This is a genomic window from Streptococcus porcinus (assembly GCF_900475415.1).
Taxonomy (GTDB): domain Bacteria; phylum Bacillota; class Bacilli; order Lactobacillales; family Streptococcaceae; genus Streptococcus; species Streptococcus porcinus.
The window spans coordinates 849423-863142 of sequence record NZ_LS483388.1; the positions used below are offsets into that span (position 1 = coordinate 849423).

Here is a 13720-nt window from a genome sequence, read left to right on the forward strand (position 1 = left end):
ACCCTTGTCTCTTAAATAGAATAGAAGATAGGATAGAAAGAAGGTGAAGTATTGCCTATATTGAAGGATTATATTATCAAGCAGTCTAAAACTTCATTTAAAAGTTTACCTTTAAATGAGTTGGATATTATTGCCATTAATGAAATTGGTTACCTTTCTTTTGATGATTTAGCAGCAACTACTATTGATGAAAAGACTGAGGTGAAAATTAAAGACATCAAAAAAGATACCTCTGTCGATGGCCAAAAAACCATTTATAATTATTTGATTACGAAGGAGAGGTTGGAATTGTTTGAAGCAATCCAAGCTTCTCAACGTTTTCAAGATTTGACCTTATCTCATTACGTTAATGAGGTTGATAGTGAATTTGAAAAACAATTTGCTGCTATGGTTTTCACTATAGCGAGTATTAGTCATGTTCAGATTGTTTTTCGAGGGACAGATGATAGCTTGATTGGCTGGAAAGAGGATTTCAAGCTGACTTATATGTCAGAGATACCAGCTCAACGCTCAGCCATCTCCTATCTTAGATCCTATATTGATCTCCACCCTTCTCAACAGGTTTTGGTGACGGGTCATTCGAAGGGGGGCAATCTAGCTCTGTATGCTTCTTGTTTTCTTTTGCCGTGTTTGCAAGAAAAAATTAAAAAAATCTATGCATTAGATTCACCAGGGTTAACCGAGGAGCTTTTGCAGAGAGCCTCCTATAAAGCTATACGTGATCGGTTAGTTCTAATAAGGCCCCAAGAGTCTGTAGTTGGAGTTATGCTCTACTGTGATGTCAAACCTAAGATCGTGAAAAGTTCAGCTTATGGTGTTTTACAACATAAAACTTGTAATTGGCAGGTCGATTTAGAGGGTAAGTTGCTAACGGTTCCAAGTCAAACAGAATTAAGCCTCAGTTTGGAGAAAAGCTTTAAAGATTGGACGCAGCAATTGTCAAAACACGATTTAAAACTGGTATGTGATAGTTTTTTTGACACGCTTATTTCTAGTGGAATCACAAGCTTAAATGCTTTTTCTTTTGATGAAAAATCCTTTATTACTTTCTTTAACGTTATTAGTTCTCTGCAATCCATTGATCAGGCTAAAAAGATTATCATGTTGAGGTCCATCCGTCAACTTATTCATGACTATACTGGTTATCGGAAACGGGCAGTGACGGAAAAACTTGAAGCCCGTATGGGTCAGTTATTAAAAAAAGGAACAAAAATAAAGCTTTTGTAAGGGAAATACAGGAGCTTTGTTGCTCCTACGGTTTCTGCTTGACCTGCCTCCTAGGGTCAGTGCTATAATAAGGGAAAGAACGGAGGCAATAGGATGATCGAAACTTTTAAAATGAGTGATGGCAATCGTATTCCAAGTTTGGGTGTTGGAACATGGCTGATAAGTGATGAAAAGGCGGAAGTCCTTGTCTCACAAGCTCTGAAACTGGGATATCGTCATATTGACACTGCTCAAGCTTATGGCAATGAAGTCGGTGTCGGGAAAGGACTCTTTTTATCTGGTCTTCCCCGAGAAGAGATATTTGTTACTTCTAAAGTGGCTGCTGAGCTGAAAAGCTATCAGGCCGTCGCTACATCTATTGATGACTCCTTAAATAAACTGGGACTTAACGATATTGATCTAATGCTTATCCATAGCCCACAGCCTTGGATGGAGTGGAGGGATAAAAATAAAAATTTTGATCAGGGAAACCTAGAAGCTTGGCGAGCTTTGGAAGATGCTCAAAAGGCGGGAAAAGTTAAGTCCATCGGCCTCTCAAATTTTTTAAGAGCAGATATTGAAAATATTTTGGAGAATAGTCAGGTAAAACCAGCGGTTAACCAGATTTTAAGTCATATCGGGAATGTTCCATTTGATTTAATTGAATATTGTGAAAGCCAAGATATTCTTTTAGAAGCCTATTCACCAATCGCTCACGGACAAGTTTTGAAGGATAAGACCGTCCAAGAGTTGGCAGATAAATATGCTGTTTCGCCAGCTTCCTTGTGTCTTAAATATGTTAATCAACTTGGTATGGTTGCCTTACCCAAAACAGAAAATCCCGAGCATCTTTTAAGTAATATGAAACTTGATTTTAATATTTCCCGACATGATATGGCTTTACTGAACAAGATTCAATTTACTGATTATGGAAGATATTCTACATTTCCAGTTTTCAGTGGTAAATAAAAAGCAATGAAGAATTTGGCACGGCACCCCAATAGTGGGACAAAAGAAAAACACTCCTGTTGAAATCTAGTAAACTAGAAACAGGAGTGTTTTATTATGGGGAAAAAAGCATATTCTTGGGAAACGAAGCTAGCTTGTATTGAGATGAAGAATGCAGGCAAGTCTAACAAGGTTATTATGGAAAATCTAGGTATAAAAAATGATAGTCAAATCTATACTTGGATGAAATGGTACGAAAATGAGGAACTTCATCGTTTCCTTCAAGGTGTAGGCAAGCAATATACCTATGGTTACAAAATTATTGAGGAATTCCCATCTTAGGCTGTGATTGAAACAAGAAGTGGAGGACTGTATACTATCGTCTTTCACATCGAGGGAATTTATCAACGTGGCAACGGTGGTAATCGTCAGAAAGAGATAAGGTTTGTGGAACTAGGTTTCAGAAACAAAGACTATTTTAAAAATTTCTGAAATATTATTTTAAATGAGCATTTTTTCTTGACTTGAAGTTCACTCTAAGGTTTATAATGAAATATAGAGAAATGAAGTAAGCGATATGAAAGAAATAACAGTTATTGAGCTGGGGAAGATGGTCATTACCGAGCGAAAGGAACTAAGCACTGACTTTTGGGGTTGGTGGCGCAAGGTGATCTTACTATTAAAGCATATCTCAGTATTTTCCGAGAGGAAAAAGAAAGTTTAGAAGGCTACATAGGTACTTTGCAAAGACTATAGAGTGACTTAGTCATAGAATTGAAACTTATCATAATAAGATGATTCCATGTGAGCACGAATGGTTTGATAAGAATGAAAGTGAGAAATAAGTATGCAAAAAAAGTAGAAAATGAACTCTTTGCTATCGGTGAGAAAAATCCATTGGGGGAGTTTTTCCTTGGTCAGTCTTTTCTCAATACCTTAGCCAAGTCTCCTGATGGAAAAGTTTCGATAGGCAATGTAACTTTTGAGCCGGGGTGTCGTAATAATTGGCATGTGCATCTAGATGGGTTTCAAATCTTATTAGTGACAGCAGGTCAAGGATGGTACCAAGAAGAAGGGAAAGAAGCACGCGCTTTGAAAGGAGGAGATGTCGTGGTCACTGATAAGGGGATTAAACACTGGCATGGTGCAAGTAAAAATTCTTGGTTTTCACATATTGCTATTACCTCAGGTGCCAGTGAATTTTATGAAGCAGTAACAGATCAGCAGTACCAGAGTGTTGAACACTAGAAAGAAGGTTTCTAATGGTGGAAAAAGTGACAGCAGGCCGTGACATTTTGGGTGACTTTGCTCCTATATTTGCAGAATGCAATGATGATATGCTATTTGGTCAAATCTGGTCGCGTGAAGCAGAACTATCAGCTAAAATCCGTTCGATAGTAACAGTATCAGCTCTTATTTCGGGTGGTAACTTGGAACAGTTAGATCACCATTTACAACGTGCCAAAGCTAACGGCGTTACAAACGAAGAAATTTCAGAGATAATAACTCATATTGCTTTTTATGTTGGTTGGCCAAAAGCTTGGTCTGCTTTTAACCGTGCTAAAGTTATTTGGTCAGAAACATAGCATTTAGAAGTCATTATCATATCTTTTTGAAGGAGGTTTATAGTGGAATATATTAGATTAGGACAAACAGGTTTAGAAGTATCAAAACTGTGTTTAGGCTGTATGAGTTTTGGAGATGCTAGTAAAGGCTTTCATTCAGGATGGTTATTAGATGAAGAAGCTAGTCGCAAGATTATCAAGAAGGCCTTAGATATGGGCATCAATTTCTTTGATACAGCAAATACTTACGCTTCAGGGACGAGTGAGGAATATTTGGGACGTGCTATTAGAGATTTTGCTGATCGTGAGGAGATAATTATTGCGACAAAACTCTTCTTTGGTGATGGTCAACATGAAGGTCGTAATACCAAGGGTTTGTCTCGGAAAGCAATTTTTAATCAGGTCAATGCTAGTCTGGAACGTTTAGGTATCGATTATATTGATTTACTCTACATCCATCGTTGGGATTATACTACACCTATTGAGGAGACCATGTCGGCCTTGAATGATTTAGTGAGGGCTGGGAAAGTTTATTATTTGGGGGCATCGGCTATGTATGCTTGGCAATTCCAAAAAGCCCAAAATATAGCTGAAAAAAATGGTTGGACCAAGTTTTCCGTAATGCAGAACCATTACAATATGCTATATCGTGAAGATGAGCGTGAGATGATACCTTATTGTCAAGATTCAGGTGTAGCCCTGGTTCCTTATAGTCCTCTAGCAGCAGGCCGCGTCGTTCGTGATTGGGATGCGGACACGGCTAGGAGTAAAACGGATCAGACGGCTATGTCAAAATATGATAAGACACAAGAGCAAGATAAAGAAATCGTGAAGCGGGTTGCCCAAGTGGCTGATGCGCGTGGGATTAGTCGAGCTCAGGTTGCCTTGGCATGGCTCTGGCAAAAAGGAATTCACTCCCCAATCGTTGGTGTAACGAAAGAAAAATATTTGGATGATTTTATAGGCGCCTTTAACTTGACATTGACGCCAGAGGAAATCGAGTTTTTGGATGAGAAATACTTGCCTCATAAAATTGTCGGTGCCATCTAATGATCACTAGTCTTGCAAATCTGCAAGACTTTTTTTACATTTTACAATCTTTAGTAAAAGTTTTATAATAGTCTGCAGAAAAGGAGGCTCTATGTTATCAATCCAGAAGAAGGTTCCGGGTATTCTCATCTGTTTGATGATTGCTGTTCCGGCTTGGATTTTAGGTCAAGTTCTGCCTATTATCGGTGGTCCTGTTTTTGGGATTTTGTTAGGTATGCTTGTGGCTTTCTTTTACCACAGTCGTGAGAAAGGACAAGCTGGGATAGGCTTTACCTCTAAATATATTTTACAAATAGCGGTGGTTCTTTTAGGATTTGGACTTAATTTGACACAAGTTGTGAAAGTTGGTCTTTCTTCATTACCTATTATTATTTCGACTATCGTGACAGCATTACTTGTTGCTTTTTTCTTACAAAAAGCATTAAGGATTGATGTCCATACAGCAACTTTAGTTGGGGTTGGTTCATCTATTTGTGGGGGTTCAGCTATTGCCGCAACAGCACCAGTTATTGGTGCTAAAGATGATGAGATTGCAAAGGCTATCTCTGTCATTTTTCTTTTTAACATCATTGCCGCTATGCTCTTTCCAAGCTTAGGGCAACTGCTAGGTTTGTCTAATCATGGCTTTGCCCTCTTTGCAGGGACAGCTGTTAATGATACCTCATCAGTAACTGCAACGGCAGCTTCATGGGATGCTTTGCACCAGGCTAATACTTTGGATGAAGCAACCATTGTTAAATTAACGCGGACGCTAGCTATTATTCCTATCACTCTAGGATTAGCCTCCCATAACGTTAGAAAAGAGAAACATTCACCGGCTCAGAATAATTTTAGTTGGAAGAAAGCATTTCCTACTTTTGTTCTCTTTTTTTTAATGGCTTCGCTGGTGACAACTCTGGTATCAGCTCTAGGTATTCATCTAGCTTTATTTGAAGGCTTAAAAACACTCTCAAAATTTTTCATTGTCATGGCTATGGCAGCTATTGGTCTCAATACCAATTTGGTTAAATTGGTTAAAAGTGGTGGGAAAGCCATTATCTTGGGTGCTGCCTGTTGGTGCGCAATTACTTGTGTCAGCCTTCTTATGCAAATTTTACTGGGAGTTTGGTAGTTTAAACTAGTCATTGAAAAAATGGCTAGTTTTTTAGGTGCACTTTTATTTGTAAGGTCATGCCAAGACTTGCAGGAGCTCTGAACTTTTGATAGTCTATTAATGATAGAAAGATTTTATATGAAGGAGGTGGGTCTGATGACTGTCCTTAAGAAGGTGGTCTTTTTTAGTTTAGAAGTCATTGTCTTTACGGTTTTTATCTTTAACGTGGCAACTTTATTTCCCATTCCCTACCTTGGTTCCATTGCTAACCATTATACAGTGCCCTATGTTCGAGTATGGCTTCCTCTCTTATTTATTTTATGTTTGATTAGTTTATATATGTTATTAACCCATAAAAAGAGCAAGTGGCATCTTTCCAATGCCATTATTGCTTCTCTGAGTTTAATTATGGGGATTTATATCATTATTATGATTCAGACCCATGTTAACCAGCTGGGTGGCAGGATTTCTTTTTTAAATTCCTATCAGGTAGAGGAGACCTCAGGAATTTCTGTGGATGTTAAGACTTATAGTAGCTCAGAATTAGGTGATGTTAAACTAAACGTCTATTATAAGGAAAATGAGATTAAAAATAAGCCGGTCCTCGTTTATATTCATGGTGGTGGCTGGATTGCAGGGCATCGTTCTTCTCATTCTTATTATTGGAAAAGTTTTGCCAAAGATAATTACGTAGTGGTTAGTTTAGACTATGATCTTTCTAATAAACATCGGCACCTATCCGATACTACAGAAAAGCAATTAACTAAAGGCTTTGCTTGGATTGCTAACAACATTGAAAATTATGGTGGTTCCACTGAACGTTTATATACGACAGGAGTTTCAGCTGGTGGTAATTTAGCTCTAGAGCTCTCTTATAAAATTAATAGTGGCACCTACAAATGGGCAGATGGCACTAGACTACCTAAGATATCAGCGGTAGCCGTTTCTTATCCTGTAGCTAGTCCAAAAGCTTTTTACGAGAATAGTGACCTAGTTAAGGGAGATATTGCCAAGTATATGGTTGTGTCTTATTTAGGGGGGCGTCCGGATCAGTTACCTAAAAAATATGCTCAACTAACGCCAAAAAATGCCATTTCGTCCCAAAGTCCGCCAACCTTGCTAATGGCGGGACAACGTGATACCTTGGTTCCTCAGGAACCTACTTACCATTTAGCCGAAGTTTTGAAAGAAAAGAAGATTCCAAATAAACTGGTCATCATTCCTTTTACTAATCATGCCTATGATCGGATTAATGGTAACCTAGGGAGTCAGGCTTATTTAAACCTTAGTAAAGATTGGTTCAAAACTTACCCTGAAAAGGCAGGGGACCATAAGCACTAAACTACTTTCTAACAGTTAATTATGTTAGAATAAAACTATATTCAAGGCTACTTACCAGTATCAAAAAGGAGATTTTGTGAGAAAATATTTACAAGAATTTGAAAAAGAAGTTTCAGACTATCTAGAGATGATTTTGTCCTTCATCCTGATGCTAGCCATGGTTTTCTTTGCCTTTTCGCTTTTAAAAGATATGACGGGCTTTATGTCAAGTAGCGTAGATGATCTAGAATTATTTGATTTAGTTCTAGCGAGAGCAATGGCCTTAGCAGTTGGTATCGAGTTGATAAAGATGATTTCGAATCCTAGCCCTCAAACGGTGATTGAAGTTCTTCTCTTTGCTTTGACTCGTCAGTTGATTGTCGATCATCCTAATATGTTGAACTTTCTTTTTGGTATCATCGCTGTAGCTGTTTTATTTGCTATCCGTAGGTATCTCTTTGTGCGGATGGATAATGCAGCTCATATGATTGTTCGTGGTAGTTATAAACTGAAAATGATTAATATCTTAGCACGGACCAATATTCCAGGTGAAAAAGAGGATACTCTCTGCAGTTTTATGGCTCGCAAGCTAGAGGCTGATGATAGAACCATCTCAGTGGGCTCCATTGTCTATTTAGATAATCTGGCTTTGAGAGTTGATAAAATGAACGGCAACTCCATAAGTCGAGTTGAAATTATTAAATATCATTCATAACAAGAAGTAGCTTAGTTGAACTGGGCTACTTTTTTGTTGGACAGTAAAAAATAAGAAGTGGTGCTAGTTGAAGTTCTAACTTTTCTGAAAATTATCCAGAAAGGTTGCAAATATTTTAAAAATTAGGTAAACTAGATATCAAACTATTAATAGTTAGTAATAACATAACTGCTTTAGGAGGAGTCATTTATGAAAGAAAAATTGAATCACTTACAACCCTATGCTATTTCATTATTAAGGATTGTATCAGGTTACATGATTATGTGTCATGGTTTGGATAAAGTTTTTGGACTTTTTGGAGGCAAAGTTCCTCTAGCATCGTTAGTGGGAATTGGTGGATTAATTGAATTAGGTGCAGGTTTATTAATTATGATCGGACTTGGAACGCGTATAGCTTCCTTTATCCTTTCTGGGCAAATGGCAGTTGCTTATTTTATGTTTCATGGCCTAGCAGGAAACGTTTTCTTACCTTCTGTCAATAAAGGGGAACTAGCAGCTTTATATGCCTTTGTATTCTTCCTTTTTGTTTTCACAGGGAGTGGTACGTTAGCTCTTGATAATTTCTTGTCAAAAAAAGCCAACAATTAGCAAATAAGTATAAGAAAGAGGGCTTTTAAAAAGTCCTCTTTTAATATGAAATAATCGACTATGGATTGGAATTAGCAACTGAAATGCTACTAAATGACTAGGAGATTGATGGAGACTTCTTATTGACATGAAGAAAGCTATTATTCTGAAGGATTTCATTGTTTTTTTATGTTATAATAGTTGCAATTTCGCTCAATAATCTTTTGAAAGGATTTCTATGACATATCGATTTTTATTATTTGACCTTGATCATACCCTACTAGACTTCGATAAGGCAGAAGATATCGCCTTAACAGCCTTATTGGAAGAATGTAAAGTAGTAGATATTCAAAGTTATAAAGATTACTATAAATCTATGAACAAAGCAATGTGGAAAGGATTAGAGCTTAAATTACTAAGCAAAAAAGAGCTAGTTAATACCCGTTTCACTAAATTGTTTGAACATTTTGGTCGAACAGTCGATGGTATCTATCTAGCCGAAAGATATCAGGCCCATCTTCAAAATCAAGGGCAAAGCTATCCTGGTGCCAAAGCCTTATTAGAGACCTTGAAAGTAAATGGTTTTGCTATTTATGCGGCGACTAATGGCCTTAGTCAGATTCAAACTAGTCGTTTGAAAAAAGCAGGCCTAGCAGAATATTTTGAAAAGATTTTTGTTTCAGAAGCTTCTGGCAGTCAAAAGCCGGATAAATTTTTTTATGACTGGATAGGAGAACAAATTCCAAACTATAATCCCGCAGAGGCATTAATGATTGGCGATAGTCTAACTGCTGATATTCAAGGTGGGATAAACGCTGGTATTGATACAGTTTGGTATAACCCCAAGCAATTAGAAAATAAAAGTTCTGTTCTGCCGACCTATCAAGTACATAACTATCAAGAATTACTAACCATTCTTCATGTGGATGACAAATAGCTTATTAAAAGAATAAAGTTATATTTGAGACAGCTCGCGCTGTCTTTTTTTAGATAAGAAGAGACTCTATTAGCAATTGTTTTTTGGTAAATTTAAAATGTTTTAGAAAATATTAGATTTCCATAGCGTTTTTTTGAAATCGGTATCATTTTCTGATAGACTTTAATTAATAACAAAAGGAGGCTTATTATGGCGTATAAAACAATTTACCCTTTTACAAATGAAGTTCTTAAAGAATATGAGAACACTAGTGATGCACAATTAGAAGAAGTGCTTGAGACAGCTCACAAACTTTATAAAAAATGGCGTCAGGAAGACCATTTAGAAGATCGTAAAGAGCAATTACATGAAGTCGCTAGTATTTTACGTCGTGACCGTGACAAATATGCGGAAATCTTGACTAAAGATATGGGGAAACTTTTCACTGAGGCTCAAGGTGAAATTGAACTCTGTGCTGATATTGCTGACTACTACGCTGATAATGCTGATAAGTTCTTAGAAGCAACGCCACTAGCTACTGATACAGGTGAAGCATACTATATCAAACAATCTACAGGTGTTGTTCTTGCAGTTGAGCCATGGAACTTCCCATATTATCAAATCATGCGAGTGTTTGCGCCAAACTTTATCGTTGGTAATCCAATGGTTTTAAAACATGCTTCAATCTGTCCGTGGTCTGCTCAATCTTTTGAAGAGTTAGTTATTGAAGCAGGAGCTGAAAAAGGAGCTTTCACTAACCTCTTTGTCTCTTATGATCAAGTTTCAACAATTATTGCTGACAAACGTATCGTCGGTGTCTGCTTAACAGGCTCTGAGCGTGGTGGTGCATCCATTGCGGAAGAAGCAGGTAAAAACTTGAAAAAAACGACGCTTGAACTAGGAGGCGATGATGCCTTTATCGTCCTTGATGATGCTGATTGGGATGAATTAGAAAAAGTGCTTTTCTTCTCACGGCTATACAATGCTGGTCAAGTATGTACTTCTTCAAAACGTTTTATCGTCCTTGAAAAAGACTATGACCGTTTTAAAGAATTATTGACTAAAGTCTTTAAAACAGCTAAATGGGGTGACCCAATGGATCCAGAAACAACTTTGGCACCATTGTCATCAGCTCAAGCTAAAGAAGATGTTCTTGCTCAAATTAAATTAGCTGTCGATAAGGGCGCTGAATTAGTTTACGGTGGTGAAGCCATTGATCACCCAGGTAACTTTGTTATGCCAACCATCATTTCTGGTTTGACAAAAGATAACCCAATCTACTACCAAGAAATCTTTGGCCCTGTTGGTGAAATCTACAAGGTGGCTTCAGAAGAAGAAGCTATTGAAGTAGCAAATGATTCTAATTATGGTCTAGGTGGAACAATCTTCAGTAGTAATAAAGAACACGCAGAAGCTGTAGCCGCTAAAATTGAAACTGGGATGTCCTTCATCAATTCAGGTTGGGCTTCACTTCCAGAACTTCCATTTGGAGGCATTAAAAATTCAGGTTACGGCCGTGAGTTGAGTGAATTAGGCTTCAACGCATTTGTCAACGAACACTTAATCTACACACCCAAAAAATAAGATAGTTGGCTAAAATAAATTAAGGCTTAAAGGGAAACTTTTAAGCCTTCTTTTTAAGGAAAGGAGATGCTTGTGGACATCAAAGTCTTCGCTACCGATATGGATGGGACATTCTTAAACAGTCAGCACGATTATGATCGTCAGCGTTTTGCTCATCTTTTTGAAAAAATCGATGCTCAGCAAAAGCATTTTGTAGCAATTAGTGGTAATCAGTATTATCAGATTAGAGAATTTTTCCCTGGCTATGCTGATAAGATGACCATTGTTGGAGAAAATGGGGCCTATATTGTTGATAAAGGACAACTTCTGAAAACCTTCCCATTGAATAATGATATTGTTAGTGTTTTGATTGATTACCTTTATGCTAATAAGCTAGCTCATCGAGCTCTAGCATGCGGAGAAAAATCTGCTTATATCTTAGATTCTGCTAGCGCAGCTGATAAGGAGATGTTTTCTCTTTACTATACTGAACTAGTAATTATTGAGTCTTTTAAAGCTCTGCCTGCTGACAATATCCTAAAATTTTCTTTCAATAGCTCTATTTCTGAGACGCAAGCAATTGTTGAGTCCTTGAATATTCGTTTAGATGGACGGGTTTTAGCGGTAGAAACGGGTAATGGGAATGTTGATGTTATTGGTAAAGATATCAATAAAGGAAGTGCTTTGAGGTTTTTACTTGATTATTGGAAGCTATCGCCCAAAAACTTAGTTGCTTTTGGAGATAGTCAGAACGATTTAGAAATGTTGACTATGACTGACAATTCATATGCGATGATGAATGCGGCTGAGAAGGTTAAAGAAGCAGCATCTTTTATCACTTCAAGTAATGACGATTGTGGTGTGATGGCAGTTATGGAAAAACTTATGGGTATTTAAAATAGGATCAGCCTTTTTAGAGTTAAAAGTGTAAAAATTTGGTAAAATAAGGACATGAATGAACTGATTAAACACAAATTAGAATTGCTACCAGATAGTCCTGGATGCTATTTGCACAAAGATAAAAACGGCACAATTATTTATGTCGGAAAAGCTAAAAATCTCCGAAATCGTGTTCGCTCCTATTTTAGAGGAAGTCATGATACTAAAACCGAGATGTTGGTGTCAGAGATTGCTGATTTTGAATTTATAGTGACAGGGTCAAATACTGAGGCTCTACTTTTGGAAATTAATTTAATCCAAAAGAATATGCCTAAGTATAATATTAAACTCAAGGATGATAAGTCCTATCCTTTTATCAAAATTACGAATGAGATTTTTCCACGCTTATTGATTACGCGTCAAATTAAAAAGAATGATGGTCTTTATTTTGGCCCTTACCCAGATTCCTATACAGCAAATGAAGTTAAAAAGCTTCTTGATCGGATTTTCCCTTTTAAGAAATGTACCAATCCAGTCAATAAAGTTTGTTTTTACTACCATTTAGGCCAATGTAACGCTCATACAATTTGTCATACTGATAAAGCTTACTGGGACGGATTAGTTGAAGATGTTAAGCTTTTTCTAAATGGTAAGGATGATAAAATTGTTGATAACTTAAAGGAAAAAATGACTGTTGCTGCTGAGAATATGGAATTTGAGCGGGCTGCGGAATTTCGTGATTTAATTTCTGGGATAGCTAAACTTCGGACCAAGCAACGGATTATGAGCAAGGATTTAAAAGACCGTGATATCTTTGGTTACTATGTGGATAAAGGTTGGATGTGCGTGCAAGTTTTTTTTGTTCGTCAAGGAAAACTTATTCAGCGGGATGTGAATATGTTTCCTTACTATAATAATGCAGAGGATGATTTTTTGACTTACATAGGTCAATTTTATCAGGATAAAAGGCACTTTATCCCAAGCGAAATCTTTATCCCTTCAGAGGTGGATCAGGAATTGGTTGAAGCAATTGTTCCCACTAAAGTTATCAAACCCCAAAGGGGAGAAAAGAAACAACTGGTTGCATTGGCAACAAAAAATGCCCGTGTTAGCCTGCAACAAAAATTCGACCTTCTGGAGAAAGATTTGAAGAAGACTCAAGGGGCAATTGAAAGTCTCGGTCAACTCATGGGGATAGCTCGTCCTGAAAGAATTGAAGCTTTTGACAACTCTAACATTCAAGGAACAAGTCCTGTCGCTGCAATGGTGGTGTTTGTGGATGGTAAGGCCAGCAAGCAAGACTACCGTAAATATAAAATTAAAACGGTACAGGGTCCAGATGACTATGCTAGTATGCGTGAAGTGATTTATCGACGTTATAGTCGTGTTTTAAAAGATGATTTGGTCGCACCTGATTTGATTATCATTGATGGTGGTCCTGGTCAGGTCAATATTGCAAAAGATGTGGTTCATCGCCAACTAGGTCTTTCCATTCCTATTGCTGGTTTGCAAAAAAATGATAAGCATCAGACACAGGAATTGCTGTTTGGTGATCCGCTAGCTGTTATTGATTTGCCGAGAAACTCAGAAGCATTTTTCTTGCTTCATCGGATTCAGGATGAAGTTCACCGCTTTGCTATTACCTTCCACCGTCAAGTACGAATTAAGAATTCATTCTCTTCAAAATTGGATGGGATTGATGGTCTTGGTCCAAAGCGCAAGCAAGCATTGTTGAAACATTTTAAGAGTCTAACAGCCATTAGTCAAGCTAGCTTAGATGATATTACCTCTTTAGGAATTCCTCAAAAAGTGGCAGAGTCTTTACTGGCATCCTTTGCCAATAAGGAGGCAGAGAGGAAACACTAATTAGTAGTAAATGGCTTTTTAAAAAGTCAAAT

Annotated in this window: 14 protein-coding genes; all 14 read left to right on the top strand. The window is 37.3% G+C overall.

Annotated elements, in window-relative coordinates; genetic code table 11:
* Positions 1 to 51 precede the first annotated feature (51 nt).
* The 14 genes from DQM45_RS04230 to uvrC all read left to right on the top strand — a co-directional run bounded on the left by DQM45_RS04230 (position 52) and on the right by uvrC (position 13688).
* Complete coding sequence (locus tag DQM45_RS04230) at positions 52 to 1227, top strand: Mbeg1-like protein (RefSeq protein WP_003084718.1); 1176 nt, start codon at positions 52 to 54, stop codon at positions 1225 to 1227.
* A 93-nt stretch (positions 1228 to 1320) separates the two neighbouring features.
* On the top strand, positions 1321 to 2175 hold the full coding sequence (locus DQM45_RS04235; RefSeq protein ID WP_003082906.1) for an aldo/keto reductase: 855 nt from the start codon (positions 1321 to 1323) through the stop codon (positions 2173 to 2175).
* A gap of 96 nt (positions 2176 to 2271) precedes the next feature.
* Positions 2272 to 2496 (top strand): helix-turn-helix domain-containing protein, encoded by a 225-nt coding sequence (locus DQM45_RS10175; protein ID WP_003085074.1) that lies wholly within the window; start codon positions 2272 to 2274, stop codon positions 2494 to 2496.
* 486 nt (positions 2497 to 2982) lie between these two features.
* Positions 2983 to 3402 (top strand): cupin domain-containing protein, encoded by a 420-nt coding sequence (locus tag DQM45_RS04245; RefSeq protein ID WP_003085454.1) that lies wholly within the window; start codon positions 2983 to 2985, stop codon positions 3400 to 3402.
* A 14-nt stretch (positions 3403 to 3416) separates the two neighbouring features.
* The gene (locus DQM45_RS04250) at positions 3417 to 3740 is read left to right on the top strand and encodes a carboxymuconolactone decarboxylase family protein (protein ID WP_003083496.1); all 324 of its coding nucleotides are present in this window, start codon (positions 3417 to 3419) and stop codon (positions 3738 to 3740) included.
* A gap of 42 nt (positions 3741 to 3782) precedes the next feature.
* Positions 3783 to 4769, top strand: a complete 987-nt coding sequence (locus tag DQM45_RS04255) for an aldo/keto reductase (protein WP_003086120.1) — start codon at positions 3783 to 3785, stop codon at positions 4767 to 4769.
* Between the two features lie 91 nt (positions 4770 to 4860).
* The gene (locus DQM45_RS04260) at positions 4861 to 5880 is read left to right on the top strand and encodes a YeiH family protein (protein WP_003084624.1); all 1020 of its coding nucleotides are present in this window, start codon (positions 4861 to 4863) and stop codon (positions 5878 to 5880) included.
* A 138-nt stretch (positions 5881 to 6018) separates the two neighbouring features.
* A complete protein-coding gene (locus DQM45_RS04265; protein ID WP_003085691.1) occupies positions 6019 to 7203 on the top strand; it encodes an alpha/beta hydrolase in 1185 nt (394 codons plus the stop codon).
* Positions 7204 to 7279: 76 nt separating this feature from the next.
* A complete protein-coding gene (locus tag DQM45_RS04270) occupies positions 7280 to 7897 on the top strand; it encodes a hypothetical protein (protein ID WP_003085049.1) in 618 nt (205 codons plus the stop codon).
* Positions 7898 to 8086: 189 nt separating this feature from the next.
* The gene (locus DQM45_RS04275; protein ID WP_003085152.1) at positions 8087 to 8485 is read left to right on the top strand and encodes a DoxX family protein; all 399 of its coding nucleotides are present in this window, start codon (positions 8087 to 8089) and stop codon (positions 8483 to 8485) included.
* A 217-nt stretch (positions 8486 to 8702) separates the two neighbouring features.
* Positions 8703 to 9401: a YjjG family noncanonical pyrimidine nucleotidase gene (locus DQM45_RS04280; RefSeq protein WP_003082639.1), complete on the top strand. Its 699-nt coding sequence runs from the start codon at positions 8703 to 8705 to the stop codon at positions 9399 to 9401.
* A gap of 189 nt (positions 9402 to 9590) precedes the next feature.
* Positions 9591 to 10964 carry an NAD-dependent succinate-semialdehyde dehydrogenase gene (locus DQM45_RS04285; RefSeq protein ID WP_003083464.1) on the top strand — a complete coding sequence of 458 codons (1374 nt, stop codon included), beginning with the start codon at positions 9591 to 9593 and terminating at the stop codon, positions 10962 to 10964.
* 66 nt (positions 10965 to 11030) lie between these two features.
* A complete protein-coding gene (locus tag DQM45_RS04290) occupies positions 11031 to 11840 on the top strand; it encodes a Cof-type HAD-IIB family hydrolase (RefSeq protein WP_003083158.1) in 810 nt (269 codons plus the stop codon).
* Positions 11841 to 11894: 54 nt separating this feature from the next.
* The gene (uvrC, locus tag DQM45_RS04295; protein ID WP_003083971.1) at positions 11895 to 13688 is read left to right on the top strand and encodes an excinuclease ABC subunit UvrC; all 1794 of its coding nucleotides are present in this window, start codon (positions 11895 to 11897) and stop codon (positions 13686 to 13688) included.
* The last annotated feature ends 32 nt before the right edge of the window (positions 13689 to 13720 follow it).

Coding starts and splice junctions, on each gene's coding strand:
- DQM45_RS10175 (WP_003085074.1), top strand. CDS start 2,272: ATGGGGAAAAAAGCATATTCTTGGGAAACGAAGCTAGCTTGTATTGAG.
- DQM45_RS04290 (WP_003083158.1), top strand. CDS start 11,031: ATGCTTGTGGACATCAAAGTCTTCGCTACCGATATGGATGGGACATTC.
- DQM45_RS04280 (WP_003082639.1), top strand. CDS start 8,703: ATGACATATCGATTTTTATTATTTGACCTTGATCATACCCTACTAGAC.
- DQM45_RS04265 (WP_003085691.1), top strand. CDS start 6,019: ATGACTGTCCTTAAGAAGGTGGTCTTTTTTAGTTTAGAAGTCATTGTC.
- DQM45_RS04260 (WP_003084624.1), top strand. CDS start 4,861: ATGTTATCAATCCAGAAGAAGGTTCCGGGTATTCTCATCTGTTTGATG.
- DQM45_RS04250 (WP_003083496.1), top strand. CDS start 3,417: ATGGTGGAAAAAGTGACAGCAGGCCGTGACATTTTGGGTGACTTTGCT.
- DQM45_RS04245 (WP_003085454.1), top strand. CDS start 2,983: ATGAAAGTGAGAAATAAGTATGCAAAAAAAGTAGAAAATGAACTCTTT.
- DQM45_RS04275 (WP_003085152.1), top strand. CDS start 8,087: ATGAAAGAAAAATTGAATCACTTACAACCCTATGCTATTTCATTATTA.
- uvrC (WP_003083971.1), top strand. CDS start 11,895: ATGAATGAACTGATTAAACACAAATTAGAATTGCTACCAGATAGTCCT.
- DQM45_RS04285 (WP_003083464.1), top strand. CDS start 9,591: ATGGCGTATAAAACAATTTACCCTTTTACAAATGAAGTTCTTAAAGAA.
- DQM45_RS04235 (WP_003082906.1), top strand. CDS start 1,321: ATGATCGAAACTTTTAAAATGAGTGATGGCAATCGTATTCCAAGTTTG.